At 67.2% G+C, this 26,941-nt stretch carries 23 protein-coding genes and 1 rRNA gene; 18 read left to right on the top strand and 6 right to left on the bottom strand.

Going from position 1 to position 26,941, the window contains the following annotated elements:
• The 11 genes from rrf to NNX35_RS11210 all read left to right on the top strand — a co-directional run.
• Positions 1 to 96: ribosomal RNA gene (gene rrf, locus NNX35_RS11260) — 5S ribosomal RNA — on the top strand; the annotation flags it as partial.
• Between the two features lie 350 nt (positions 97 to 446).
• A complete protein-coding gene (locus NNX35_RS11255) occupies positions 447 to 2,624 on the top strand; it encodes a hypothetical protein (protein ID WP_255867801.1) in 2,178 nt (725 codons plus the stop codon).
• The gene (locus tag NNX35_RS11250) at positions 2,617 to 3,615 is read left to right on the top strand and encodes an HAD-IIA family hydrolase (protein ID WP_255867800.1); all 999 of its coding nucleotides are present in this window, start codon (positions 2,617 to 2,619) and stop codon (positions 3,613 to 3,615) included. Before NNX35_RS11255 ends, NNX35_RS11250 begins: the two co-directional genes overlap by 8 nt.
• An 85-nt stretch (positions 3,616 to 3,700) precedes the next feature.
• Complete coding sequence (locus tag NNX35_RS11245) at positions 3,701 to 3,925, top strand: hypothetical protein (protein ID WP_255867799.1); 225 nt, start codon at positions 3,701 to 3,703, stop codon at positions 3,923 to 3,925.
• 2 nt (positions 3,926 to 3,927) lie between these two features.
• Positions 3,928 to 4,800 carry a TlyA family RNA methyltransferase gene (locus NNX35_RS11240; RefSeq protein WP_255867798.1) on the top strand — a complete coding sequence of 291 codons (873 nt, stop codon included), beginning with the start codon at positions 3,928 to 3,930 and terminating at the stop codon, positions 4,798 to 4,800.
• Between the two features lie 54 nt (positions 4,801 to 4,854).
• Positions 4,855 to 5,898 carry an NAD kinase gene (locus tag NNX35_RS11235; RefSeq protein ID WP_255765764.1) on the top strand — a complete coding sequence of 348 codons (1,044 nt, stop codon included), beginning with the start codon at positions 4,855 to 4,857 and terminating at the stop codon, positions 5,896 to 5,898.
• Positions 5,895 to 7,616 carry a DNA repair protein RecN gene (gene recN, locus NNX35_RS11230; RefSeq protein ID WP_255765765.1) on the top strand — a complete coding sequence of 574 codons (1,722 nt, stop codon included), beginning with the start codon at positions 5,895 to 5,897 and terminating at the stop codon, positions 7,614 to 7,616. The genes NNX35_RS11235 and recN overlap by 4 nt, the downstream gene beginning before the upstream one ends.
• Before the next feature lie 46 nt (positions 7,617 to 7,662).
• Complete coding sequence (locus NNX35_RS11225; RefSeq protein WP_308036363.1) at positions 7,663 to 9,357, top strand: CTP synthase; 1,695 nt, start codon at positions 7,663 to 7,665, stop codon at positions 9,355 to 9,357.
• Between the two features lie 2 nt (positions 9,358 to 9,359).
• Positions 9,360 to 10,022 carry an NUDIX hydrolase gene (locus NNX35_RS11220; protein ID WP_227922710.1) on the top strand — a complete coding sequence of 221 codons (663 nt, stop codon included), beginning with the start codon at positions 9,360 to 9,362 and terminating at the stop codon, positions 10,020 to 10,022.
• Positions 10,023 to 10,324: 302 nt separating this feature from the next.
• Entirely contained in the window at positions 10,325 to 11,287 is a 963-nt protein-coding gene (xerD, locus tag NNX35_RS11215) for a site-specific tyrosine recombinase XerD (RefSeq protein WP_227922815.1), read from the top strand.
• Positions 11,287 to 11,769: an 8-oxo-dGTP diphosphatase gene (locus NNX35_RS11210; protein ID WP_255867797.1), complete on the top strand. Its 483-nt coding sequence runs from the start codon at positions 11,287 to 11,289 to the stop codon at positions 11,767 to 11,769. The genes xerD and NNX35_RS11210 overlap by 1 nt, the downstream gene beginning before the upstream one ends.
• A 295-nt stretch (positions 11,770 to 12,064) precedes the next feature.
• Here NNX35_RS11210 and NNX35_RS11205 read toward each other — a convergent pair whose 3' ends face one another.
• Genes NNX35_RS11205 through NNX35_RS11190 form a run of 4 tightly spaced genes read right to left on the bottom strand, consistent with a single transcriptional unit; the run spans position 12,065 to position 16,328 of the window.
• Positions 12,065 to 13,198: a bifunctional 2-methylcitrate synthase/citrate synthase gene (locus tag NNX35_RS11205; protein ID WP_255867796.1), complete on the bottom strand. Its 1,134-nt coding sequence runs from the start codon at positions 13,196 to 13,198 to the stop codon at positions 12,065 to 12,067.
• Positions 13,199 to 13,242: 44 nt separating this feature from the next.
• A complete protein-coding gene (gene prpB / locus NNX35_RS11200) occupies positions 13,243 to 14,148 on the bottom strand; it encodes a methylisocitrate lyase (RefSeq protein WP_227933236.1) in 906 nt (301 codons plus the stop codon).
• Positions 14,149 to 15,666, bottom strand: a complete 1,518-nt coding sequence (locus NNX35_RS11195) for an MmgE/PrpD family protein (RefSeq protein WP_255765768.1) — start codon at positions 15,664 to 15,666, stop codon at positions 14,149 to 14,151.
• Positions 15,663 to 16,328 carry a GntR family transcriptional regulator gene (locus tag NNX35_RS11190; protein WP_255765769.1) on the bottom strand — a complete coding sequence of 222 codons (666 nt, stop codon included), beginning with the start codon at positions 16,326 to 16,328 and terminating at the stop codon, positions 15,663 to 15,665. The genes NNX35_RS11195 and NNX35_RS11190 overlap by 4 nt, the downstream gene beginning before the upstream one ends.
• Positions 16,329 to 16,513: 185 nt before the next feature.
• Here NNX35_RS11190 and NNX35_RS11185 point away from each other — a divergent pair, with 185 nt between their 5' ends.
• Positions 16,514 to 18,430: an AMP-binding protein gene (locus NNX35_RS11185; protein ID WP_255867795.1), complete on the top strand. Its 1,917-nt coding sequence runs from the start codon at positions 16,514 to 16,516 to the stop codon at positions 18,428 to 18,430.
• Positions 18,431 to 18,467: 37 nt separating this feature from the next.
• Here NNX35_RS11185 and NNX35_RS11180 read toward each other — a convergent pair whose 3' ends face one another.
• Positions 18,468 to 19,187: a response regulator gene (locus NNX35_RS11180; protein ID WP_255765771.1), complete on the bottom strand. Its 720-nt coding sequence runs from the start codon at positions 19,185 to 19,187 to the stop codon at positions 18,468 to 18,470.
• Complete coding sequence (locus tag NNX35_RS11175; protein WP_255867794.1) at positions 19,184 to 20,806, bottom strand: sensor histidine kinase; 1,623 nt, start codon at positions 20,804 to 20,806, stop codon at positions 19,184 to 19,186. The genes NNX35_RS11180 and NNX35_RS11175 overlap by 4 nt, the downstream gene beginning before the upstream one ends.
• Before the next feature lie 131 nt (positions 20,807 to 20,937).
• On the opposite strand from NNX35_RS11175, the gene NNX35_RS11170 reads away from it, so the two are divergent.
• The 6 genes from NNX35_RS11170 (at position 20,938) to NNX35_RS11145 (ending at position 26,938) form a co-directional block, all read left to right on the top strand.
• Positions 20,938 to 22,365, top strand: a complete 1,428-nt coding sequence (locus NNX35_RS11170; protein WP_255867793.1) for a cation:dicarboxylate symporter family transporter — start codon at positions 20,938 to 20,940, stop codon at positions 22,363 to 22,365.
• A gap of 160 nt (positions 22,366 to 22,525) precedes the next feature.
• Complete coding sequence (locus NNX35_RS11165; protein ID WP_255867792.1) at positions 22,526 to 23,113, top strand: GNAT family N-acetyltransferase; 588 nt, start codon at positions 22,526 to 22,528, stop codon at positions 23,111 to 23,113.
• A gap of 114 nt (positions 23,114 to 23,227) precedes the next feature.
• A complete protein-coding gene (locus NNX35_RS11160) occupies positions 23,228 to 24,121 on the top strand; it encodes a ParA family protein (protein ID WP_227922680.1) in 894 nt (297 codons plus the stop codon).
• Positions 24,099 to 25,052 carry a ScpA family protein gene (locus NNX35_RS11155; protein WP_370647026.1) on the top strand — a complete coding sequence of 318 codons (954 nt, stop codon included), beginning with the start codon at positions 24,099 to 24,101 and terminating at the stop codon, positions 25,050 to 25,052. The genes NNX35_RS11160 and NNX35_RS11155 overlap by 23 nt, the downstream gene beginning before the upstream one ends.
• Positions 25,049 to 25,693: an SMC-Scp complex subunit ScpB gene (scpB, locus tag NNX35_RS11150; protein ID WP_255867791.1), complete on the top strand. Its 645-nt coding sequence runs from the start codon at positions 25,049 to 25,051 to the stop codon at positions 25,691 to 25,693. Before NNX35_RS11155 ends, scpB begins: the two co-directional genes overlap by 4 nt.
• A gap of 24 nt (positions 25,694 to 25,717) precedes the next feature.
• Positions 25,718 to 26,938 carry a pseudouridine synthase gene (locus tag NNX35_RS11145; RefSeq protein WP_255765776.1) on the top strand — a complete coding sequence of 407 codons (1,221 nt, stop codon included), beginning with the start codon at positions 25,718 to 25,720 and terminating at the stop codon, positions 26,936 to 26,938.
• Positions 26,939 to 26,941: the final 3 nt, after the last annotated feature.

Genomic DNA, 26,941 nt, shown 5'->3' with positions numbered 1-26,941 from the left:
GAAACGCCCGGTCCCATTCCGAACCCGGAAGCTAAGACCCACAGCGCCGATGGTACTGCATCCGGGAGGATGTGGGAGAGTAGGTCACCGCCGGACAATATTTGAATACAGGTTGAGCCATTTGAATACAGGTTGAGCCCGTACCAGTGCTGGTACGGGCTCTTCCTCTTTAACCGGCGGAAACTGTCCGGTAGGCCGAAAGCGGCGGCGCCGGCGTCGTGCTCCGTACCTGGACCGTGGATGCCCGGGACCCGTGGGTGTCGAGACTCACTGTCCAACGGAGCTTCAATGAGGCCGGCGGAATCGGCGCCAGGCAGCACACTGGACTAGAATTACCCAGAGGCATGATGGCCTCCCATAACTTTTACATCTTCATTACAGGTACATAGTGACGAGCGACTGCAGTAATTCCGTTGGTCGGCTCACGACGAGAGGAACTCAGCAGCATGTCAGAGCAAGATAACAGGGATCAGCGGGGCAGCGACGCAGCCCGCAACAGCAGCTCGTCAGACCGACGTGATGACCGCGGCCGTCCCGCCACGAATGACCGTAACGCGCCCAAGCGCTTTGAAGATCGCAAGCCGTCCTTCGGCGGCCGTCCCGCACGCGACGGCGAACGCAAGTCCTTCGGCGACCGCGGAGCAGCCGGCAAGCCGTATTCGAAGGATCGCAAGCCGTCCTTCGGCGATCGTCCCGCACGAAGCGGCGATGACCGCCGTCCCGCACGTGACGGCGAACGTAAGCCGTTCTCTGAGCGCAGCGGTGAGCGTAAGCCCTTCGGCGTCCGCAGCGATCGCAAGCCGTCGTTCGGCGGCGACGATCGCCGTCCTGCCCGTGATTCCGAAGGCCGGACCCCCTTCAGCGATCGTTCTGACCGGAATGACCGTCCCAGCCGGGGGAGCGATGACCGTCGTCCGCCGCGTGATGGTGAGCGTCGTTCCTTTGGTGATCGTGGGGACCGTAAGCCGTTCTCGCGCGATGATCGTCCGCAGCGTGACAGCCGTCCGCCCCGTGATGGCGAGCGGAAGCCTTTTGGCGACCGTAAGCCGTCATTCGGCGGCGATGACCGTCGTCCGCCGCGTGACGGTGAGCGTAAGCCGTTCTCCCGTGATTCCCGTCCGCCCCGTGATGGCGAGCGTAAGTCCTTCGGCGACCGCGGCGATCGCAAGCCGTTCTCGCGCGATGATCGTCCCCAGCGTGATTCCCGTCCGCCCCGCGACGGTGAGCGGAAGCCTTTCGCTGACCGCGGCGATCGTCCGCAGCGTGACAGCCGTCCGCCGCGTGACGGTGAGCGTAAGTCCTTTGGTGATCGTGGTCCGTCCGCTGAGCGTAAGCCGTTCGGTGACCGCGGAGACCGCAAGCCCTCGTTCGGCGGCGATGACCGTCGTCCGCCGCGTGACGGTGAGCGTAAGCCGTTCTCCCGTGATTCCCGTCCGCCGCGTGATGGCGAGCGTAAGTCCTTCGGTGACCGCGGCGACCGCAAGCCGTTCTCGCGCGATGATCGTCCGCAGCGTGACAGCCGTCCGCCCCGCGACGGTGAGCGGAAGCCGTTCGGCGACCGCCCCTCACACGGTTCCGACCGTCCGTCGTTCCGCCGTGATGACGCCCCGGCAGCACCCCGTCCCCGTAACGCCAAGGACCTGCGCAGCGCCAACCGGCCTGACCGTGAACGCTCACCGGAAATCGATGAGGACGTTACCGGGCAGGAGCTGGACAAGGTCACCCGTGCCCAGCTGCGCAACCTGGAGGAAGTAAACAGCGAGTGGGTCGCCAAGCATCTGGTGATGGCCGGTCGCTTGATCGACGACGAGCCTGAGCTGGCTTTCCAGCATGCACTGGCCGCCAGCCGACGCGGCGGACGCATGGCAGTGGTCCGCGAAGCTGTCGGCCTGACCGCCTATGCAGCCGAGCACTTCGGTGAAGCCCTGCGCGAGTTCCGCACCTACCGCCGGATCAGCGGCTCCAATGCCTACCTGCCGATGATGGCCGACTGCGAACGCGGTCTGGGCCACCCGGAAAAGGCATTGGACATGGCCCGGTCCGACGACGCCAAGGACCTGGACGCCGCCGGCCAGGTAGACCTCGCCATCGTCGTCTCGGGTGCCCGCATGGACATGGGCCAGTTCGACGCAGCTGTTGCCGCACTGGAGATCCCGCAGCTGGACCGCAACCGGGCCTTCTCCTACAGCCCCCGGCTGTTCCGTGCCTACGCGGACGCCCTGGAGGTTGCAGGCCGCAACGAAGAAGCACAGAAGTGGCAGAAGCAGGCCTTGCGGGCTGACGAAGCCCTGGGCTTCGGCGACTTTGCAGAGCCGGAAATCTTCGACCTGGTACCTGAGGAAGAAGAACGTCCCAAGCGCCGTCCCGAGGCCCGCGAGGACCGCTCCGGTGCCTACTTCGCACCGGCCGAAGAAGCCCCGAAGGACAACCTCGACCCGTCCGACGACATCGACGCGCTGCCCAGCGACGAGCAGGAAAACCTGCTCACCGAGGACAGCGACGTCAATGACGACGGCGAGGCCGTGGAAGTCGTAGTCTCGGACTTCGATTACGACGACGATGAGGACGAGGAAACCCCTCGTGAAGACGCCGACGAGACGGAGCAGCAGCGCACTGATGGCTAATCCTTCACTGGTCTCCGGTTACGACGCGGTCTTTTCCGATCTGGACGGCGTGGTCTACGCCGGACCGCACGCGATTCCGGGGGCGGTGGAGGCCCTCGGCAGGCTGGCCGATGAGTCGGTCCAGCTTGCCTACATCACCAACAACGCATCGCGCTCCTCGGAAACCGTTGCCGCCCACCTGCGCGAACTCGGAGCACCCGCTACTGCGGAAAATGTGTTCGGGTCCGCGCAGGCAGGTGCGGAGCTCCTGGCAACCAAGGTTGCCCCGGGAGCCAGGGTCCTGGTCACCGGCAGCGCGACTCTGGCCGCCGCCGTCGACGCAGTGGGCATGGTGCGCGTTGCCTCAGCCGATGACGCTCCCGACGCCGTGATCCAGGGGTTCGATCCCTCCTTGGGGTGGGCCGACCTGGCCGAGGCTGCCTTCGCCGTTGGACGCGGAGCTGTCTGGGTGGCCACGAACACGGATCTGTCCATCCCACAGGCCCGCGGCATTGCGCCCGGCAACGGGACACTGGTGGCCGCCGTCGGCGCCGCCACGGGTCGGGTACCTTTCGTTGCCGGCAAGCCTGAAGCTCCGCTGTTTACGACGGCGGCCCGCCACCTGGACGTTCACCGCCCGCTGGTGGTGGGGGACCGGCTGGACACGGACATCCTGGGCGGCACCAACGCCGGTTTTGATACCGCGCTGGTACTCACCGGCGTCGACACCCCGCTGACGGCGCTGGCCGCACGGACACCGGAACGGCCGGTGTACCTCATTGAGAACCTCGAGGCGCTGTTTCAACCGTATCCAGCACCCGTCTTGGAGAGCGGGCACTACCGCTGCGGCGCAGCTGCCGCCTGGGTGGAGGACACCGCTTTGGTGATTACAGGCGACTCCTCCGACCTGGACAGCTGGCGCGCCGGCTGTGCCGCCTGGTGGGCCGCCTTCCCGGAGCTGGAATCCGCCCGGGCACCCGAGATCCGCTGGACTGTCACCGCACGCGGCTAGGCTTCCAAGAGAAGTTCCGTTCATCATTTACGCACTCACCGTCAATGCATCCAGCATCCAGCATGCAACAGCAGGAGGAAGACCGATGCCTGAATCCCAGCCGTCAAAGCCATGGCCGCAGACACCGGTCTCCACGGACGACGACGCCGTCGATTCCGTTCTTGACGCCCTCGATCCGCTGGGTGCCCAGCCCGTGGCCGGCCACGCGGCGGTCTACCGGGAGCTGCACGACGCCCTGCTCACCGAGCTGAACACCGAACCCCCGGCGGCGCCGCCGGCGCCCGGCAACCATCTCGGGACAGCAGGCTAGCCATGCCCAGGCTCGACCAGGAACTCGTCACCCGAGGACTCGCCCGCTCCCGGACCCAGGCCGCCAAGCTGATTGCCGCAGGGCGGGTGCTGCGCGCCGGGAAGCCTGCCGTCAAACCGTCTGCAGCGGTGGATGCCGGCGAACGCCTTATAGTGCTCGACGACGGTCTGCCGGACTACGTCAGCCGCGCCGGGCACAAGCTGGCCGGCGCCCTTGCCGCCTTCCCTGCCGTGCAGCCGCACGGACTGCGCTGCCTGGATGCCGGTGCCTCCACCGGAGGCTTCACCGACGTCCTGCTTCGCTCCGGCGCCGCACACGTGGCCGCCGTCGACGTCGGGCACGGACAGCTGGTGGAACCGCTTCGGCAGGATCCCCGGGTCAGTGTCTACGAGGGCATGAATGTCCGCTACCTCGATCCGGCGGACATCGGGGGAACCGTAGACCTCACGGTGGCGGATCTGTCGTTCATCTCCCTGACGATGGTCGTTGGACCATTGGCGGCCGCCACCCGCCCCGGGGGAAGCCTGCTGCTGATGGTGAAACCCCAGTTCGAGGTGGGGCGTGAGAGGCTGGACCGGACGGGAGTAGTCACCGATCCGCTCCAGCACCGCTCGGCCGTAACGTCCGTAGCGGCGGCTGCGCTCGGTGCGGGGTTGGAAATCGCAGGCATTGCACCGAGCCCGCTTCCCGGCCAGAACGGCAACGTGGAGTTCTTTATGTGGCTGCAGGTGCCCCGGCAGCACTCCGCCTCCACAGCTGACCAAACCGCGGGAAGTCCACAAGGCGCCGGCCCGTCGCCGGCCGCTGCGGCCGCCGAACTGGTAGATACGGCGTTTGCCGGGTTTGCGGAGCGGAAGCCCGCCGTAGAAGACTGACGGATGGGCATGCCGCAGGCATTCACCCGTAGGACGAAGAGGACGAAGAGGGACATGAGCAGACGCATACTGGTTTTGGCCCATACCGGACGGCGGGCCGCCATGACCGCTGCCCAGGAAGCCTGCACCCAGCTTCATTCCTCCGGACTCGTTCCGGTGATGCGGCGCAGCGACCTTGAAGACATTCAGGCCGAATACGGGGTGCTCACCGCCCCCACGGAAATCCTCGACGAGGATGTTGCACTGGACGACGTGGACCTGGGCATGGTGCTCGGAGGTGACGGGACCATCCTGCGTGCCGCCGAACTGGTCCGCGGAACCAGCGTGCCCCTGCTGGGCGTCAACCTCGGTCACGTAGGCTTCCTGGCCGAAAGCGAGCGTGCGGACCTCGCCCAGACCGTCCACTGGGTGGTGGAGCGTGCCTACACGGTTGAAGAACGCATGACTATTGACGTGAAGGTCTGGTTCGGCGGAGAACTCATCGCCCGGACGTGGGCGCTGAACGAGGCTGCAGTGGAAAAGGCCGACCGCCAGCGCATGCTCGAAGTGGTTATTGAAGTGGACGCCCGCCCCATCAGTTCCTTCGGATGCGACGGTGTCGTGCTGGCCACGCCCACCGGCTCCACCGCCTACGCCTTCTCCGCCGGCGGCCCCGTGGTCTGGCCCGAGGTCGAAGCCCTGCTGCTGGCACCCATCAGCGCACACGCCCTGTTCGCCAAGCCGCTGGTGGTTTCGCCGGCGTCCGTGCTGGCAGTGGAGATCCTGACCCGTACCGACGCTGCCGGAGTGCTCTGGTGCGACGGCCGGCGCAGCGTCGATCTGCCGCCGGGAGCACGCGTGGAAGTGACCCGGTCCAAGACGCCCGTCCGTCTGGCACGCACGCATCTCACCCCGTTCTCGGAGCGGTTGGTCCGTAAGTTCCAGCTGCCTACCCACGGATGGCGGGGACCGGCTCCGGTCCCCGCCGCCGGGACCCAGCTCAGCCCTGCAGCAGGCCAGGCGGATCCTCGCGGGAACCCTGCCGACGGCGGCGCAGCACACGACCGGCCGGCGGCCAGGGACGCAGCAGTTTCGGACAGCGGAGGCATTGTCGAATGATTGAGGAAATCCGGATCCGGGACCTCGGTGTCATCACCGACGCCACCCTGGACCTAGGCCCGGGCTTTACGGTGGTGACCGGTGAGACCGGCGCCGGCAAGACCATGGTCATCACCGCGCTGGGGCTGCTCCTGGGTGCGCGGTCCGACGCCGGTGCCGTGCGCATTGGTGCCAAGTCCGCCGTCGCCGAGGCGCTCGTGCATGTGGATCCGCAGAGCCCTGCGGCCGTCCGCGCAGCCGAGGCGGGAGCCGAACTCGAAGAGTACGACGGCGCCGCCGAACTTACGCTGGTCCGTACCGTCAACGCCGACGGCCGCAGCCGTGCACATGTGGGCGGACGGTCGGCTCCGGTGGGCGTGCTGGCGGAAGTCGGAGAGCACCTGGTGGTGGTCCACGGACAGACCGACCAGCTGCGCCTGAAGAGCGCGGCAGCCCAGCGCGAGGCGCTGGACAAGTACGCCGGTTCCCCGCTTGCCGCCGAACTCGGCACCTACCGCGAGGACTACGCCCGCTGGCGGACCGCGGCAAAGGAACTCGCGGAACTGCGGGACCAGGCCCGGGACCGGCTGCGCGAAGCCGAATACCTGACCGCCGCGCTGGAGGAAATCGAAGCGGTGGATCCGCAGCCGGGGGAGGACGATTCCCTCAAGGCGGAGGCCATGCGCCTGAGCAACCTCGAGGAACTGCGCACCGCCGCGGTGAGCGCCCACGCGGCCCTGATCGCCGACGATTTTGCCGACGGCGGCGACGCCACGTCGCTGGTGGACGCCGCCAAGCGGCAGCTGGAATCGGCAGGGGAGCACGATCCGGCCCTGGCCGCTTCCGGACAGCGCCTGGCCGAGGTGGGCTATATCCTGGCGGACATCGCCACCGAGCTTGCCAGCTACGGGGCTTCACTGGACTCCGAGGGACCGGAACGGCTGGCCGAGGTGGAGTCCCGCCGGGCGGAACTGGCAGGACTGGTCCGCAAATACGCCCCCTCGATCGACGGGGTCCTGGAGTGGAGCGGCGAAAGCGCGAAACGCCTCGCCGAACTCAGCTCCGACGATTCCCGGATCGAAGCCCTAGAGGCGGAGATCGGTGCCCTGGGCGAACGCCTGGCAACCCGCGGTGCGGCCCTGACCAAACTGCGGACCGAGGCGGCCGCGGAACTCGCCCAGCGGGTCAGTGACGAGCTCACGGCCCTGGCGATGAAGGACGCCAACCTGGTCATCGAGGTGGAACCCACGGGGGAGCCGGGACCGCACGGTGCCGACAGCATATCCTTCCTGCTCGCACCGCATCCCGGTGCCCCGGCCCGCCCGCTGGGGAAGGGTGCCTCGGGCGGTGAACTCTCCCGCGTAATGCTGGCGATCGAAGTGGTCCTGGCCGCGGTGGACCCGGTCCCCACCTTCATCTTCGACGAAGTGGATGCAGGCGTCGGCGGCAAGGCAGCGGTCGAAATCGGCCGCCGGCTGGCCATGCTGGCGAAGCACGTGCAGGTGATCGTCGTGACCCACCTTCCGCAGGTGGCCGCGTTCGCCGATCATCACATCCGCGTGATCAAGACCTCCACGGCAACCGACGACGGTTCGGGCGTCACCGCCAGCGACGTCCGGGTGCTGGGCCAGGAGGAGCGGATCAAGGAACTCGCCCGGATGCTAGCCGGGCAGGAAGATTCGGCGTCGGCCCGTGCCCACGCCGAGGAACTGTTGGATTCGGCGGGACATCTTCAGTGACGTCCCGCAGGAATCCAGACACAGGTCAAACCCGAAACGACAAAAGGTGATAGGCTCGAACTCCGTGGTGCAGCGATCAAATTCCAGGTTTCCCAAGTCGTCTTCTACGACCAAACACATCTTCGTCACCGGTGGCGTGGCGTCCTCACTTGGCAAGGGACTGACAGCGTCAAGTCTCGGCCATCTGTTGAGGTCGCGCGGCATAGCGGTGACCATGCAGAAGCTCGATCCGTATTTGAATGTGGATCCGGGCACAATGAACCCCTTCCAGCACGGCGAAGTCTTCGTGACCGACGACGGTGCCGAGACCGACCTCGACATCGGACACTACGAGCGGTTCCTTGACGAGAGCCTCGACGGCTCCGCCAACGTAACCACCGGCCAGGTGTACTCGACGGTCATCGCCAAGGAGCGCCGCGGCGAATACCTCGGCGACACGGTCCAGGTCATTCCTCACATCACCGACGAGATCAAGCGCCGGATGCGCCTGCCCTCCGAGGCGAAGAAGACCCCCGACGTCATCATCACCGAAATCGGCGGCACGGTAGGCGACATCGAGTCCCAGCCGTTCCTGGAAGCGGCCCGCCAGGTCCGCCAGGACATCGGCCGCAGCAACGTCTTCTTCCTGCATGTTTCCCTCGTGCCGTACATCGGCCCGTCGCAGGAACTGAAGACCAAGCCGACCCAGCACTCCGTGGCCGCCCTGCGGTCCATCGGCATCCAGCCGGACGCGATTGTCATCCGTTCCGACCGCCCGGTGCCCGATGCCATGCGCAACAAGATCGGCCGCATGTGCGACGTCGATGTTGATGCCGTCATCGGCTGCCCGGATGCCCCGAGCATCTACGACATCCCCAAGACCCTCCACTCCCAGGGCCTGGACGCGTACATCGTCCAGCACCTGGACCTGAAGTTCAAGGACGTCAACTGGACCAAGTGGGACCGCCTGCTTGAATCCGTGCACAACCCGAAGCACCACGTGGACATTGCCCTCGTGGGCAAGTACGTGGACCTGCCGGACGCCTACCTGTCGGTTACCGAAGCACTGCGTGCCGGCGGCTTCGCCAACAAGGCCAAGGTCAATATCCGCTGGGTACCCTCGGATGACTGCGACACCCCCGAAGGTGCAGCCAAGGCCCTGGCCGGCGCGGACGCCATCTGCGTTCCCGGCGGCTTCGGCATCCGCGGCCTCGAGGGCAAGCTCGGCGCCCTGACCTACGCCCGGGAGAACAAGCTTCCGACGCTGGGCCTGTGCCTTGGCCTGCAGTGCATGGTCATTGAATACGCCCGCAACGTGGTCGGCCTGGAAGGCGCTTCCTCCTCCGAGTTCGAACCGGATACCCAGTACCCGGTGATCGCCACCATGGCCGAGCAGAAGGACATTGTTGCCGGCGGCGGCGACATGGGCGGCACCATGCGCCTGGGCCTGTGGGACGCGAAGCTGGAACCGGAATCCGTGGTTGCCAAGACCTACGGCAAGACGGAGGTGGCCGAGCGCCACCGCCACCGCTACGAGGTCAACAACCAGTACCGCGACCAGATTGCCGACGCCGGCCTGGTGTTCTCCGGAACCACCACCGACGGCGGCCTGGTGGAGTTCGTCGAGCTTCCGGCCGACGTGCACCCGTACTACGTGTCCACGCAGGCACACCCGGAGCTCAGCTCCCGTCCGACGCGTCCGCACCCGCTGTTCGCCGGACTCGTCAAGGCTGCCCTGGCCCACCAGAGCGGCAAGGCCTAGCCATGGCACCGGGGTTCGCCGACGAACAAAGCCCGCGCCCGCTGCTGGAATCGGAAACGGTTTACAGCGGTCCGGTGTGGGACGTGGTCAAGGAGAAATTCCTCCTGACCGACGACGGCGAACCCCTGGTCCGTGACTACATCGCCCACCCGGGCGCGGTGGCCATCCTCGCCATGAACGACGCCGGGCAGGTGCTGCTGATCAACCAGTACCGGCACCCGGTGCGGATGACCCTGTGGGAAATCCCGGCCGGGCTGCTGGACGTGGACGGTGAAGACTTCCAGGTCGGCGCCGCACGCGAACTGGCCGAGGAAGCAGACCTGGAAGCCTCCGAATGGCAGGTCCTCACGGACCTGTTCCTCTCACCCGGTTCCTCCCGGGAAGCCCTGCGCATCTACCTGGCCCGCGGTATCTCCGAGGTACCGGAGGCGCAGCGGCACACCAGGACCCACGAGGAAGCCGAAATCACTACCGCATGGGTGGATTTGGATGAGGCCGTGCAGGCAGCCCTGCAGGGACGCATGCACAGCCCATCCGCGGTGGCCGCCGTCCTGGCCGCCGCCGTCGCCCGCGGCAACGGGTACCGCGACCTGCGGCCCGCCGACGCCCCGTGGCCCGAACACCACTCGCAGCACTCCTCCTGGGCCAACGGCCCCGTGCGCTAGGAACCACAATGCCCGGCGCTGATGCTGATGCCAGCTCTACGAATAACGACACCGTTGCCATTCGCCTGCACGGATCCCTGAACCCCACCCTCAAGCTGGACCTTGAATCGGAAGAGGCACGCAGGCTGCGGGACGCAGACCTGGCCGAGCTGGACCGGACCGGTTCCAGGCAGGCGCTGCCCCGGAACCCGGCGGCACCGGAGCCCGGGACCGATGCCGAACCAAACCCGGCGCCCGCCCGCAGGGCCGCAGCGAAATCCGCACCCAAGCCTGCCACCCAGGCACGCTCCCGGGCCGCAACGATGATTTCGGCGGCCGAGGAACTGCGCTCCACACCGGCCGGCCGGGCCATCGGCAGCTATCTGCAGCACATGGCTGTTGAACGCGGCCTGGCGGTCAATACCCTCGATGCCTACCGCCGGGACCTGCTGCGGTACGCCCGCTTCCTGAGCGCCCGGGGCGTGGAGGATATTTCCCGGATCTCCCGCCACGACGTGACAGCGTTTGCCCAGTCGATTTCCGAAGGCTCCGACGGTGCCTCCGCACTGAGCGTCCGTTCTGCCGCCCGCACCATCGTGGCGGTGCGCGGACTGCACCGGTTCTGGGCGCTCGAAGGTATGACCGCCGCCGATCCGGCGTCGGACGTACATCCGCCCATGCCGGGCAAGCGCCTGCCCAAAGCGATCAGCGTCAACGAGGTCACGCGCATCCTGGAGGCTGTCAGCCTTGATACGCCCTCCGGGCTGCGGGACCGTGCCCTGCTGGAGTTCCTGTACTCCACCGGAGCCCGCATCAGCGAGGCCGTGGGCCTGGATGTCGATGACCTGTCGCTGGAGCGTATCCCGGCCAAGGGCCCGGATGTCGTGCGGCTGTTCGGCAAGGGGTCCAAGGAACGGCTGGTTCCGCTCGGTTCCTATGCTGCCCGTGCCCTGGACGAGTACCTGGTGCGCGGACGCCCGGCGGCCTCGGCCAAGGGCAAGGGCACTCCTGCCCTCTTCCTGAACGCCCGCGGCGGACGGCTGTCCCGGCAAAGCGCCTGGACCATCTTGAAGAACGCCGCCGAGAAGGCCGATATCGGCCGGGATGTTTCGCCGCACACCCTGCGGCATTCGTTCGCCACGCACCTGCTCGAAGGCGGTGCGGATGTCCGCGTGGTCCAGGAGCTGCTCGGCCATGCCTCGGTGACCACCACACAGGTCTACACGCTGGTAACGGCGGAAACACTGCGCGAGGTCTACGCCGCAGCCCACCCGCGGGCACTGTAGTGGAGTTCCGTGCCTCGCCGGTGGTCCTGTGTTTCCTGTTCCGGGAGACGCCCCGCGGCCGTCAGGTGCTGATGGGATTGAAAAAGACCGGTTTCGGCCTCGGCCGGGTCGTCACGCTGGGTGGTCATATCGAAGCCGGGGAAACCCCGGAGCAGGCCGCCGTGCGTGAGGTGGAGGAAGAGTCCGGCGTCATAGTCGCTGAGAATGATCTGGCACGGGCCGGCACCATCGAGTGGATCTTTCCCGCACAGCCCGGCCTGGACATGTCCACCGTGCTCTTCCGGGCACACCGCTGGGACGGCGAACCGGGGGAGACAGACGAGATCCTTCCGGCCTGGTATCCGGCCGGGGAAATGCCCTACGCCAAGATGTGGCCGGATTCGGCCCACTGGATGCCCCGCCTTCTGGCCGGCGAGTATTTCAACGCCGTCATCACCATCGCGGACGACAACGTCAACGTTTCGAGTGTCGTCTTTTCCTAGGCAACGACAAAACACCGTCACGAGAAAGCGGGGTCTGGAGCGGCTCGGACTCGGAGATGGAACCGGGCCCAGGGATGCGGCGGCGTTCGGGAGGCACCGGGGGAGGCAACGTGACCCCTGGTGAGGCGCCCGATGCGGCCACAGGGGACCCCGGATAAGGCGGCTTTAATATTCTCCGCGAGCTCTGCGAGCGGGGAATTTCGTTGCCGCCGTTCCGGGGCCCCCGGTGGTGCCCCGGCGCAGCCCCGACGGGACCCCGGGACCCGGGGACCCGGGCCACCGAAGGGCATAAACCCTACGGCAGGTGCCGCTCCTCGGCCCCGTTGTATTCGCTCAGCGGGCGGATCAGGGAGTTGGCTTCGAGCTGCTCCATGATGTGCGCTGTCCACCCGGTGATCCGTGCGGCCACGAACAGCGGTGTGAACGTGAGGGTGTCGAAGCCCATCAGGTGGTAGACCGGGCCGGCCGGGTAGTCCAGGTTCGGCATGATGTTCTTGCGCTCACCCATGGCCGACTCCAGTGCCGTGTACAGGTCGCCCATGTCCGGACGGTCGTAGTACTTGACCATGTTGTCCAGGGCGGCCTTCATGGTCGGCACCCGGGAGTCGCCGTTCTTGTAGACCCGGTGGCCGAAGCCCATGATCTTCTTCTTCTCCGCCAGCGCCTCGTCCAGCCAGGCAGCCGCGTGGGCCGCGACGTCGCCGTCGGCCGCGCTCTCGGTGATCTCCGCGAACGTGTGCATGACTGCTTCGTTGGCGCCGCCGTGCAGCGGGCCCTTGAGTGCGCCGATGGCACCGGTTACGGCCGAGTGCAGGTCCGAAAGCGTGGAGGTGATGACGCGGGCGGTGAAGGTGGACGCGTTGAAGGAGTGCTCCGCGTACAGGATCATCGAAACGTTGAAGGCTTCCACCACCTCGGGGGCTGCTTCCTCGCCGAAGGTCATCCAGAGGAAGTTCGCGGAGTAGTCCAGGTCGTCGCGCGGTTCCACGACGTCCTCGCCGCGGCGGCGGCGCTGGTCATAGGCGACGACGGCGGGCATCCCCGCGAAGAGGCTCACGGCTTTGTCCATGTTGGCCTGGACGGAGGAATCCCCGGCCTGCTCGTGGGACGCGCCCAGCACGGACGCTGCGGTACGGCAGACGTCCATCGGGTGGCAGGTCACGGGCAGCGCGTCAATGACGGCCTTCAGCTCGGGGGTGAGGGCGCGCTGGCTGCGTTCCCCTTCGGTGAATTCGGCCAGCTGTGCCTCGGTGGGAAGCTCGCCGTTCCACAGCAGATAGGCCACCTCTTCGAAACTGCACCGGGCGGCGAGTTCCTGGACGGGATAGCCGCGGTACAGCAGGGAATTGGTTTCCGGGTTGACCTTGGAAACGCGGGTGGTGTCTACGAGTACCCCCGCCAGGCCCTTGTGGATCTGGGTGTCTGTCATTGGTGCTGACTCCTTCGTCGTGCAGGGAAAATGCGTGGCGGGTCCTAGCGGGTGCCCGGAACCTGGAAGTTGAAAACGGACGTGTCGAACTGGTTGTACGCCTCATAATCCACCAGTTCATACAAACGCGCACGCGTGAGCATATTGGGAACATCGGCCTGCTGGGTGCCGTGCGCCTTGATGGTCTCCAGCGTGCGTTCGGCGGCGCCCATGGCGCTGCGCAGCAGGGTAACCGGGTAGATCACCATGTTCACGCCTGCCGAGGCCAGCTCGTCGTAAGTGAACAGGTCGCTCTTGCCGAACTCGGTCATGTTCGCCAGGATCGGCACGTCGACGGCGGCACGGATGGCCGCGAACTCCTCCAGGGACTTCATCGCCTCCGGGAAGATGGCGTCCGCTCCGGCGTCGACCAGGGCGCGGGCACGGTCCTGCGCCGCTTCCAGGCCGTCCACGGCGCGGATATCGGTGCGGGCCATGATCAGGAAGTTCGGATCCCGGCGCGCATCGGCTGCTGCGCGGATGCGCTTGACCGCGGTGTCGGTGTCCACCACGTTCTTGCCGTCCAGGTGCCCGCACCGCTTGGGGTTGAACTGGTCCTCGATGTGGCAGCCGGCCAGGCCGGCGTTTTCGAGTTCCTGGATGGTGCGGGCCACGTTCATCGGTTCGCCGAAGCCGGTGTCTGCGTCCACGATGGCCGGGAGGTTCGTCATCCGGGCAATCTGTCCGGCGCGGGTGGCCACCTCGGTGAGCGTGGTCAGGCCGATGTCCGGCAGGCCCAGGTCATTGGCCAGGACGGCGCCGGAGATGTAGACGCCGTCGAACCCTTTTTCCTCGATCAGGCGTGCCGAGAGCGGGTTGAAGGCTCCCGGGAACTGCTGCAGGGTGCCGGAGGCCAGCCCTTCGCGGAAGGCAATCCGCTTGGCCTCGGGGGTTACGGAGGAGTACAGCATTTAGAAGAGTCCCTTCGGTGCGGCCGCGGGGTCAATGACGCCCTCGGCAGCGGTGATGTTCAGCTGGTCCAGCTGGCCGGCGGCCAGTTCGGGCAGGCGCTGGACGGTGGTGAGGAAGCGGTCGATTTCCTCGGCGGAGACCAGGCCTTCGGCCAGGGTGCGGAACTTGTTGATGTACTGCTCGCGGGTGAACGGCTTGGCGCCGAGCGGGTGGGCATCGGCGACGGCGATCTCGTCGGTGATGACGGTGCCGTCGGTCAGCACGATGGTCACCTTGCCGCCGAAGGCCTTTTCGCTGATGTCCAGCGAGTGGTAGCGGCGGGTCCATTCCGGATCCTCCACGGTGGTGACCTTGTGCCACAGCTCAACGGTGTCCGGCCGGCCGGCGCGTTCGGGGGAGTAGGAGTCCACGTGGTGCCAGGCGCCGTCCTGCAGGGCGACGGTGAAGATGTACGGGATCGAGTGGTCCAGGGTTTCGCGCGAGGCGGTGGGATCGTACTTCTGCGGATCGTTGGCGCCGGAGCCGATCACGTAGTGGGTGTGGTGCGAGGTGGCGATCAGGACGCTTTCCACGTTGGCCGCGTCCGCTGCCTCGGGGTGCTCGGCGTGGATCTTGCGGGCCAGGTCGATCCAGGCCTGGGCCTGGTACTCGGCGGAGTGTTCCTTGGTGTAGGTGTCCAGGATGGCCCGCTTGGCTTCGCCGTCTTCGGGCAGCGGCACTTCGTAGGCGGCGTCGGGGCCGTCCAGCAGCCAGGCAATGACGCCGTCTTCACCCTCGTAGATGGGGGTGGGGGAGGTCTGGCCGCGCATTGCCCGGTCCACGGCCTCGACGGCCATCTTGCCGGCGAACGCCGGAGCGTGGGCCTTCCAGGTGGAGATCTCGCCCTTGCGGGACTGGCGGGTGGCGGTGGTGGTGTGCAGGGCCTGGCCGACGGCCTGGAAGATGGTGTCGACGTCGAGCCCCAGCAGGGTGCCGATGCCGGCGGCTGCGGACGGGCCGAGGTGGGCCACGTGGTCGATCTTGTGCTTGTGCAGGCAGATGGCCTTGGCCAGGTTGACCTGGATTTCGTAGCCGGTGGCGATGCCGCGGATCAGGTCCCGGCCCGAGGCGCCGGTGTGCTGTGCGACGGCGAGGACGGGCGGGATGTTGTCTCCGGGATGCGAGTACTCGGCGGCCAGGAAGGTGTCGTGGTAGTCCAGTTCGCGCACGGCCACGCCGTTGGCCCAGGCCGCCCATTCGGGGGAGGTCTTGGCGAGCACGCCGAACACAGAGGCGCCCTTGCCGTGGGCGGAGGGGGAGAAGGACAGCGCCTGGGCGCGGGCGGCGACAATCGGACCGCGGTTCAGGGATGCGACGGCCACGGAGGCGTTGTCGATGATGCGGTTGATGACCATGTCCGTGACGTCGTCGGTGACCTCGACGGGATCGGCGGCAACCTTGGCGATCTTGTAGGCCAGCTGGTCTTCGCGGGCCAGCTTTTCGTCGCTGCGGTAGACGCGTACTTTGTTCAGGTTCAAGGGATTGTCCTTATCTCGGGGGTGGTGATCCGGGCGGATCGAAGGTGTTCAAGGCTTTTGTGCAGGTGGACCGATACCGAGGCGCTCGCCAGGTCGGGGTCGCCGGTGGCCACGGCAGCGGCGATGGTGGCGTGTTCGCCGGCGGTTTCCAGCAGCCGTTCGGGGTTGTCCTTGGCCAGGCGCCGTACCCGGGCCAGGTGCAGCCGGACGTTGCCCAGCGCCTGCGTGAGGTAGGAATTGGCGGCGGCGGCGTCGATGGCGGCGTCGAGTTCGGCCACCAGCTCGTAGTAGCCGCCGCGGTTCTGCCGGTCCAGGGTGCTGATGAGGCTGCCGGCCGAGCGGAAGCGGGACTGCAGATCTTCAAAGACCGCTGCCTGCCCGCGCACGGCCGCAAGGGCCGCACTTTTGCATTCCAGCGCCTGGCGCAGTTCAAAGAGCTCGGCGACGGTGTCGAGGGAGATGCCGGTAACGACGACGCCGCGTCCGCTGTGCGGGGCGGCCAGGCCGTCAGCAGTCAGCCGGCTCAGTGCTTCACGCAGGGGAGTGCGGGAAACACCCAGGCGTGCGGACTGCTCCACTTCGCCCAGGACGGTGCCCGGCGGGAGCCTCCACTCCACGATGTCCTGCCGCAGGGCGGCGTACGCGCGGTCACTGGCCCGCATGGTGCGCCTCCTCACGACTGATAACTGCGTCACGTTACCCGTCAGTGTATACATGAGCTGGCTCATATGCGTACTGTGGTGCCACAGAAGGCACCCGGTAGGCCTCGCTGTATACACAATCGCCCCTGTGCGGCCCGCAGAGCATCAGTTAGCATGGCGGGTCCCACTGGAATCAAGGAGGATTCATGGACGCGCAGAGCACCGGAGCCTATGAACGGGCGTATGCCCGCAGCAGTACCGATCCGGAAGGCTTCTGGCTGGGCGCCGCCGCCCTGGTGGACTGGGACAAGCCGCCGTCCCGCGCCCTCGAGGACGCCAAGGCGCCGCTGTACTCCTGGTATCCGGAGGCGGAGCTCAACACCTCCTTCAACGCCCTGGACCGCCATGTGGCGGCCGGTCGCGGAGACACCGCGGCGCTGATCTACGACTCCGCGATGCTGGGCACCAGCCGCACCTATAGCTACAGCCAGTTGCTAGCCGAGGTGGAACGCTTCGCCGGCGTGCTGCGCGGACTCGGCGTCGGCCCCGGCGACCGCGTGATCATCTACCTGCCGATGATCCCCGAAGCCGTGATCGCCATGCTGGCCACCGCCCGGCTGGGCGCGGTCCACTCCGTGGTGTTCGGCGGATTCGCCCCGCGGGAGCTCGCTGCCCGGATCGACGACGCCGGCCCGACGGTCATAGTGACGGCCAGCGGCGGACTCGAACCCAAGCGTGCGGTTGAATACCTGCCGGCCGTCGCCGAGGCACTGGAAACCGCTACCCACCGGGTGGCCGCCGTCGTCGTGGCCGAACGGACAGGCTTCACGGCCACCCGCGAGGAGTTTGACGGCACCGGCGGGGCGGCCTGGCATGACTGGAATACGCTCGCCGCCGACGCCGTGCCCGCCGGGCCGGTCCCCGTGGCCGCCGCCGATCCGCTGTACATCCTCTACACCTCCGGCACCACGGGCTCGCCCAAGGGCGTGGTGCGGGACAACGGCTCCCACGCCGTGGCCATGGCCTGGTCCATGGCAAACATCTACGGGGTGGGGCCGGGGCAGGTGATGTGGACCGCCTCGGACGTCGGCTGGGTGGTGGGCCACTCCTACATCGTCTACGGGCCGTTGATCGCCGGCGCCACCACCGTGCTGTACGAGGGCAAGCCCGTGGGCACCCCGGACGCCGGTGCCTTCTGGCGGGTGGCCGCGGAGCACGGCGTCGACGTCCTGTTCACCGCGCCCACCGCACTGCGGGCCATCCGGAAGGCCGACCCCGACGCCGTCGAACCGGGCCGCCACGATCTCTCCCGGCTGCGGCACCTCTTTGCCGCCGGCGAGCGGCTGGACCCGGCCACGCTGGAATGGGCGGAGGCCGCGCTCGGGGTGCCGGTGATCGACCATTGGTGGCAGACCGAAACCGGCTGGGCCATCTGCGCCAACCCCGTGGGACTGGAGGAGCTGCCGGTCAAGGCCGGGTCACCCACCGTTCCGGTTCCCGGGTTTGCCGTGCGCGTCCTCGGGCCGGACGGGAAGCGGGTACCGGCGGGGACGGAGGGCAACATCGCCCTGGAGCTGCCGCTCCCGCCGGGAACCCTGCAGACCCTCTGGGGCAGCGACGAACGCTACCGTGCCGCGTACCTGGAGGTTTTCGACGGCTACTACGCCACCGGGGACTCGGGCTATGTGGACGAGGACGGCTATGTGTTCGTGATGGGCCGTACCGACGACGTCATCAACGTCTCCGGCCACCGGCTGTCCACCGGCGCCATGGAGCAGGCGGTGGGCTCCCATCCGGCCGTCGCCGAAGCGGCCGTGATCGGCATTGCGGACCCCGTGAAGGGCCAGCGCCCGTCCGGCTACGTGGTGCTGAAGGCGGGAACGGAGATCGACGCCGACGTGCTGCGCGCGGAACTGATTGAACGGGTGCGCTCGCAGATCGGCCCGGTGGCCGATTTCAAGGACGTCTACGTGGTGGACGCCCTGCCCAAGACCCGGTCCGGGAAGGTGCTGCGCAAGACCATGCGCCAGATTGCCGACGGCGTTCCGCACACGGTCCCCTCCACCATCGAGGATCCCGGCGTACTGGAGGCCCTGACCGCGGTGCTGCGGCCGGTTCGCTAGGAGCCCCGGGCCGGGGCTGGGGCCGGGGCTGAGCGCCTCAGCGGCGCCAGCTGTACTCCAGCTCCGGCCGGCCCCGGGTGCCGTACCTCGGCGAGCGCAGCACCGATCGCTGGTCCGCCAGATACTCCAGGTAGCGGCGGGTGGTGATCCGGGACATCGCCAGCGACTCTGCCGCCTCGGTGGCGGAGAGCGGTGCCCGGGCACCCTTGAGCAGATCCGCCACGGACTCCAGCGTCTCCGCGGACAGGCCCTTCGGCAGCTGCCCCGTCACGGCTGGACGGAGCGCGGCAAAGGCGCTGTCCACCTCGCTTTGCGTGGTGGAGGCGGCCTGCTCGGTCATCCGGCGCCGGTACTCAGCGTAGGCGGTGAGCTTGGCGCTGAACGCCGAATACGTAAACGGCTTGATGAGGTACTGGACAATGCCGCCGGACATGGCGCTGCGCACCACCGCCAGGTCCCGGACCGCGGTGATGGCGATGACGTCCACGGGCAGTCCCGCCCCGCGGATCCGGCGCAGCAGGTCCAGCCCGTGCAGGTCAGGCAGGTTCATGTCCAACAGCACCAGGCCGATCTCCGCTTCGCTGCCGGGCGGCGCCGATTCGGCTGCCTTGAGCGCTTCCAGGGCTTCGGCACCGGTGCGTGCGATGCCGGCCAGCCGGAATCCCGGCGCCCGCCGGACATACTCTGCGTGGGCCTCTGCGGGGATTTCCTCGTCCTCCACCACCAGCACGCCGACGTCGGGGGAGTGCCGGGTCACGATGCTGCCCCGGCCAGCGGGACCTGAGCAGAGGCCGAAGCCGGCAGGGGGAGTTCCACGCTGAAGCAGGCCCCCGGGCCGCCCAGCACCTGGATGCTTCCGTTCAGGCGCGTCACGGCCTGGCGGACCAGTGCGAGCCCGATTCCCCGGCCGGTCAGCACCCGTCCCTGCGGCAGCTCCTTCGTGCTGAACCCCTGTTCGAATATATGTTCGATTATCCGGGGATCCACGCCCGGACCGTCGTCCTGCACCTCGATCAGCAGCTGGCCGTCGCCGCTGCCCAGGTACAGGCGCACGGAGTCCTTTGCCGCGTCGAACGCGTTGTCCAGCAGGTTGCCGATGATGGTCACCAGTTCCACCGGTTCCAATCCGGCCCCGCTGAAGCGTCCCGTGTCCGGACCCACCTCGATGTCCAGCTCGATGCCGCGCTCGCGGGCCTGTGCCGCCTTGCCCATCAGCAGGGCGGTTACCGCCGGTTCCTCCACCACGGCCAGCACTTCGTCATTGAGCTGCTGCGACTGTTCCAAATCGGCCGTGGCAAACCGCAGGGCTTCGTCGCTGCGCCCCAGCTCGATCAGGGACGCCAGGGTGTGCACGCGGTTGGCGTGCTCGTGGGCCTGGGCGCTCAGGGCATCAGCGAGGGTCCGCATGGAGGCCAGCTCGCCGGTGAGGGATTCGACGTCGGTATGGTCCCGCAGCGTAGTCACCGTGCCGAACCGCCTGCCGTGGGGTCCTGCGGACACCGCTGCGGACTGGTTGACCACCAGGATGCGCTCGCCGGTGAGGTGGATTTCCTCCCGGGCGTCCCGGCCGGAGCGCAGCAGGGATGCCAGCGGTCCGGGGAGGTCCGGCAGTTCCCGGCTCCGCACGGACGCATCTGTCGGCGGCAGCCCCAGCAGGACGGCGGCTTCGTCGTTGTAGAGCACCAGCTGTCCCCGGTCGTTGAGCAGCAGCAGCCCCTCACGCACCGAGTGCAGCGCCGAGTCGTAGAAGGCATACATGTGCGTCAGCTCCGCGGGGCCGAGGCCGTGGGTGGCCCGGCGCAGATAGCGGCTGAGCAGGAATGACCCCGCGGCTCCGGCAGCGAGCGCGGCTGCGTCGATGGCGAACAGCTCCGGCAGCCGCGCATCCCGGGCAATGGCCACCCGGTCCACCGTGATGCCGGCGGCGACGAGCGCGGTGACATTGCCGGCGTCGTCGTACACCGGGGTGACGGCGCGCACCGAGGGTCCGAGCGTGCCCGTGTAGGTTTCCGTGAAGCTCTCCCCGGCCAGGGCCGGGTCGATGGATCCGATGTACGGCTTGCCGATCTGGTCCGGGTTCCGATGGGTGAACCGCGTCCGGTCGGTATCCATGATGGTCAGGAAATCCACGCCCACGCGCTCCATCACCTCGCGTGCGTAACCCTGAAGGACCGCGGGGTCCGGGGAGTCGACGGCGGTGCGGACCGTGCTGCTGGCGGCCGCCGTCCCGGCTACTGCCAGCATCCGTAAGCCGGTCTCCTCACGGGTGTTCTCTTCCGCCTGCTGGTACAAGCCCCAGGCGATTCCGCCCGAGACGCACAGGATGAAGGCAAGCTGGGCCAGGAACAACCGGCCGGCCAGGCTGCCTCGATGCACTTTCGATCCTTTGGTTGCGAGTCGTTACACGGTGTAAGCGGTTCCACTGGGAACAGTATGAACACAAGGGTGACTGTGATCACATCACCCAACGAAGATGGAAGCCGACCAATTGCACAAGGAGTACCGCCATGGCAGCTGCCGCCAATCCGTATGCCGGTTCACAGAAGAGCCGGAAACCGGACAGAACCCATTTCCTCTACATTGCCGTCATTGCGGCGGTTGTGCTCGGTGCCGTTATCGGCCTCATGGCGCCGGAGTTCGCGAAATCCCTGAAGCCGCTCGGAACAGGGTTCATTAACCTCATCAAGATGATGATCGCTCCGGTCATCTTCTGCACCATTGTCCTAGGCATCGGATCAATCGCCAAAGCTGCCACCGTCGGCAAGGTCGGCGGCCTCGCGCTGGGCTACTTCATCATCATGTCGACCTTCGCCCTGGCCATCGGCCTGGTCGTGGGCAACCTGATCCACCCCGGTGAGGGCCTGGACATCCAGTCCGCCTCCGGCGCAGCCCCCGCGGCACCCGAGGAAGGGGACGGCATGACCGGTTTCCTCCTCAGCATCATCCCCACCACGCTGCTGGCCTCCCTCACCGGCGAGTCCATCCTGCAGACCCTCTTCGTTGCCCTGCTCGTAGGCTTCGCCCTGCAGAAGATGGGCGCTGCCGGCGCCCCCGTGCTCAAGGGCATCGGCTACATCCAGGCCCTGGTCTTCCGGATCCTGATGATGATCATGTGGCTGGCGCCCATCGGCGCGTTCGGTGCCATTGCCGCCGTCGTCGGCGAGACCGGCATCCAGGCGATCGTGAGCATGGCAACCCTGATGATTGCCTTCTACATCACCTGCATCCTCTTCATCGTGGTCATCCTGGGCGGACTGCTGAAGCTGGTCACCGGGTTCAGCATCTTCAAGCTCATGCGCTACCTGGGCCGTGAATACCTGCTGATCTTCTCCACCTCCTCTTCCGAGGTGGCCCTGCCGCGCCTGATCGCCAAGATGGAACACCTGGGCATTTCCAAGCCCGTGGTCGGTGTTACGGTGCCGACCGGGTATTCCTTCAACCTCGACGGAACCGCCATCTACCTGACCATGGCCGCACTGTTCGTGGCCTCGGCCATGGGCAAGCCGCTGGAACTGGGCGAGCAGATCTCCCTGCTGGTCTTTATGATCATTGCCTCCAAGGGCGCTGCCGGCGTCACCGGCGCCGGCCTGGCCACCTTGGCCGGCGGCCTGCAGTCCCACCGCCCCGACCTGATCGACGGCGTAGGCCTGATCGTGGGCATCGACCGCTTTATGTCCGAGGCCCGCGCCCTGACCAACTTCACCGGCAACGCCGTCGCCACCGTGCTCATCGGCACCTGGACCAAGGAAATCGACAAGGAGCAGGTCAAGGCGGTCCTGAACCGCGAACTGCCCTTCGACGAGGCCAGCATGAACGTCGACGCCGGCACGGACGAGCCGCGGCAGACGGCGGAATCCGCCGAACTCGCCGCATCTGTTCCCGGCCCCGCCGGCACTTCCGTGGTCTCCGGCACCGCCGGCGATCCGCGGCACTAAGGCGCCGACGCCACCACCGGCAGTACCTCACACCGCGCCCCGCCCCGGAAGACTCCGGGGCGGGGCGCGTTTCTGCGTCCGTGCTGCCGGCAGCTGGAGGGGAATCCGCCTGCGGGCATAATGGTCCTCGATGCCCGCTCTACGAAACGGTGGTCTTACGATGACAGCCCTTGGCCCCTATCTGCAGCGCGGGACATTGAGCGGCCAGGTGCAACCGAGCCTCGACGCGGACGGCCTGGTGCTGCGGCCCTGGCGGGACGACGACGCCGCCGTGGTGGTGAAGGCGTACCGAGAGCCGGATATCTGCCACTTCAGCCGGCGGACGATGGCAACCGAAGCCGAAGCGCTCGAGTGGATCCGCCGCTGGGGCACCCGGTGGCAGGAAGAATCCGGGGCCAACTGGGCCGTCTGCACCAGTGATCGGAACGTGGTTGGGCGCGTGGCCCTCAGCCGCGTCAATCTGTACGAAGGCGACGCGGAACTCGGCTATTGGGTGCTGCCGGGGGACCGGGGAAAAGCCGTGGCGTCCCGGGCCGTGGATGCGCTGAAGCGCTGGGCGTTAGGCTCGGCCGGTCTTATGCGCCTCCAGCTGTCCCACTCGGTGCACAACCAGGGATCCTGCGGCGTTGCCGGGAAAACCGGCTTCGCGCTGGAAGGAACCAGGCGCAGCGCCCTCAGGCATGCCGACGGCTGGCACGACATGCATCTGCATGCTGCCGTCCGGCTTCAAGGTTCGAGTTCTACTTGAGCGTCAAGGCTCGCCGGTCATCACGGCCCTGATTCGCGGGATGGCCGTGGCGCGGCTGTAACCTTGACAAAGACAGCCCGCAGCAAAGCTAGATACGGAAGCGTGGATTTATACGTGAGCAGCGAACAGGGTTCATCAACTCTGCAGGACGCAACCGGAGCCGAAACGGTGATGGGTCCAACCGGACGTCCCCTGACGGTATTCCCCGAGCCTCCCGTCCTCACGTCCCATGGTCCTGCCCGGATCATTGCGATGGTGAACCAGAAGGGCGGGGTCGGCAAGACCACCTCCACCATCAACCTCGGCGCCGCCCTGGCGGAAGCCGGCCGCCGTGTTCTGCTGGTGGACTTTGACCCGCAGGGCGCCCTGTCCGCAGGGATGGGAGCCAACCCGCACGAACTGGACCTCACCGTCTACAACGTGCTGATGGACCGGAAGGTGGATATCCGCGAGGCGATCCATGAAACCTCCATCGAGAACATCCACCTGCTGCCGGCCAATATCGACCTTTCCGCAGCCGAGGTGCAGCTCGTGAACGAGGTAGCCCGCGAGCAGGTGCTCGAACGCGCCCTGCGCCGGGTGTCGGATGACTACGACGTCATCCTCATCGACTGCCAGCCTTCCCTGGGCCTGCTGACCGTCAACGCCCTGACTGCCGCGCACGGCGTGATCATCCCGCTGATCTGCGAGTTCTTCGCCCTGCGTGCGGTGGCCCTGCTGGTGGAGACCATCGAGAAGGTCCAGGACCGGCTCAACCCCAGCCTGCAGGTGGACGGCGTCCTGGCTACTATGTACGACGCCCGCACCCTGCACAGCCGTGAAGTGATTTCCCGCCTCGTGGAAGCCTTCGGGGACAAGGTCTTCGAAACGGTCATCAAGCGGACCATCAAGTTCGCTGACGCCACTGTGGCGGCCGAACCGATCACCTCGTACGCCGGCAACCACCCGGGCGCCGACTCCTACCGCCGTCTCGCCAAGGAACTGATTGCCCGCGGCGGCGCGCCCTAAGCCGGCGCCCGCCCGCCTGGCGGGGCCGGACGCCACGGAGCCGGCAGCGCAGGATCCGGCTTCCCATGCCGGCTTCGAAGTCCGTCTGGCAAACTTCACCGGGCCCTTCGATGTCCTGCTGGGACTGATTTCCAAGCACGAGCTGGACATCACCGAAATCGCCCTCGCTGCCGTCACCGATGAGTTCCTGGGCTACATCCGGGAGCTCTTCGGCACCGGTCCCGAGGTGGCACTGGATGAGGCCAGCGAATTCCTGGTTATCGCCGCCACCCTCCTGGACCTCAAGGCTGCGCGCCTGCTTCCGGCCGGCGACGTGGAGGACGAGGAAGACGTCGCGCTGCTCGAGGCCCGTGACCTGCTGTTCGCCCGGCTGCTGCAGTACAAGGCGTTCCGCGAGATGGCCGCCCTGTTGGGGGACCGGCTGATGGACGAGGCACGGCGTTTCCCGCGGCAGGTCTCCTTGGATCCGCACTTCGCGGCGATGCTTCCCGAGCTGGTCTGGCGGACCACGCCGCAGCAGTTCGCGGACCTTGCCGTGCGTGCCCTGCAGCCGCGCGACGAGCTGCCTCCGACCGTGGGGCTTGAACACCTGCACGCACCCAAGACCAGCGTCCGGGAGCAGGCCCTGATCCTCGCGGAACGGCTCGCTGCCGACGGCGCGGCCACCTTCGGGGCCCTGGTGTCCGACGCCGACGGTCCGGTGGCGGTGGCCCGGTTCCTCGCGCTGCTGGAAATGTTCCGGGACGGAGCCGTCAGCTTTGAACAGGCTGCCCCGCTGGGCGAGTTGCTCGTCACATGGACCGGAGGCGCGGATCCGGCAGGCGCGGTTGCTGCCGGGGGAGATGAAGATGGCAATGAGCGCGCCGGCGAAAACATCGGATCCAATGGCGCAGCTATCCAACACACAGCCCTGGAAGGGGACCGGTCATGACGGCGGAACCTGGTTTTGGTCCCGGGAAGAGCGGCGGGGATGACGGCCGCGAAGACATTGCAGCATTTCCCGGGGGAGTGAAGGCCGCCGTGGAGGCGGTGCTGATGGTGGTGGACGAACCCGCAGCCCCCGAGGTGCTTGCCTCGGTGATCGGTGTGCCGGAGCCGGAGGTGCTCGCGGCCCTCACGGAACTGCAGCGGGAGTATGACGGTTATACTGGGGATGGACCCGAGGGCGCACCGCGTGGTTTTGAACTCCGCGACGTAGCAGGCGGATGGCGGATTTTTTCCCGCGCTGACTATGCGCCCGTTGTGTCGAAGTTTGTACTGGAAGGCCAGAGTGCACGGCTGTCGCAGGCCGCACTGGAAACATTGGCGGTGATTGCCTATCGGCAGCCCGTCTCCCGGGCCCGGGTCTCCGCGATCCGGGGAGTAAACGTCGATTCGGTGGTCCGCACGCTGGTTCAGCGTGGATTGATCGTCGACGCCGGCACCGAACCGGAAACCGGTTCGCTGCTGTACCGGACTACGCCGTACTTTCTGGAACGGCTTGGTTTGGGCAGCCTCGACGAACTTCCACAGATTGCACCGCACCTGCCCGGGCTGGAAAACCTGGCCGAATATGAAGACACTACTTATTAACCGCTACACCCAAAGGACTTACTCATGACACCAGCACCCCGTTCCGGATCCGGCCGCAATACCCCTCGCGGCGGCGGACGCAGTGCCGGTGGCCCCGCCGGCGGCAAGAGCTACGGCCGCGGCTCCAAGCCCTCCTCCAACCGCACCGGCGGCCCGCGCTCGGCATCGGGCCTGAAGCCCGGTGAAGACCGCGCCAACGGCTACCGGCCCGTCAGCCCCGAGGCCGCCCGCCCGGAGAAATTCAAGTCCGACGCCGTGAAGGCCTTCGGATCAAGCAACTCCGGCAAGACCGGTGCACCCCGGACCGGCGACCCGAAGTCCGGTGCTCCCAAATCGGGCGGCTTCAAGCCGGGTTCCAAGTCCGGTGCCGGCAAGTTCGGCGGCCCGCAGGCAGGCCAGCGCAAGAGCGGCGACCGCGCTTTCCGCGGGGAGCGCTTCGGTCAGAACCTGGGCCCCGTGCGCCGTTCCACCACCCGCCGCCCCGCGGCCCCGGTGATTTCCGAACAGCACAACCCCGAAGGCGTCCGCCTGCAGAAGGTCATGGCCAGCGCCGGCGTTGCCTCACGCCGCGTGTGCGAGGAAATGATTGCCGAAGGCCGCGTCGAAGTTGACGGCCAGGTTGTCACCGAGCTCGGCGTCCGCGTCGACCCGGAGACGGTGGCCATCCATGTGGACGGCATGCGCCTGCAGCTGGATGAAACCCAGAAGTACTATGTGTTCAACAAGCCCCGCGGCGTCATCTCCACCATGGAAGACCCCGAAGGGCGTCCCTGCATCAGCGACTTCCTTAAGTCCACCAGCAAGAACGAGCGTTTGTTCCACGTTGGCCGGCTGGACAACGAAACCGAGGGCCTGCTGCTGCTGACCAATGACGGCGAGCTGACCAACCGGCTGACGCACCCCTCCTACGAAGTGCCCAAAACCTACCTGGTGCAGGTCCGCGGACCGATGAACCACGGCGTGGGCGCACAGATGCGGGAAGGCATTGAACTGGAAGACGGCTTCCAGAAGGTTGATTCCTTCAAACTGGTCGACTCCACCCCGGGACACCTCCTGGTCGAGGTAGTCCTGCACTCGGGCCGCAACCGCATTGTGCGCCGGCTGTTCGACGCCGTCGGCCACCCGGTGGAGCGCCTCGTCCGCACCAAGATCGGCCCGATCAGCCTGGGCGACCAGCGCCAGGGCAGCATCCGCGTCCTCGGCCGCGGCGAGGTCGGACACCTGCTCGCCTCAGTAGGACTGTAGCCA

This window comes from Arthrobacter sp. zg-Y844 (assembly GCF_024385465.1).
GTDB lineage: Bacteria > Actinomycetota > Actinomycetes > Actinomycetales > Micrococcaceae > Arthrobacter_B.
Note: the sequence above shows the minus strand (reverse complement) of the source record. Positions and strands in the feature narration are given on the sequence as shown.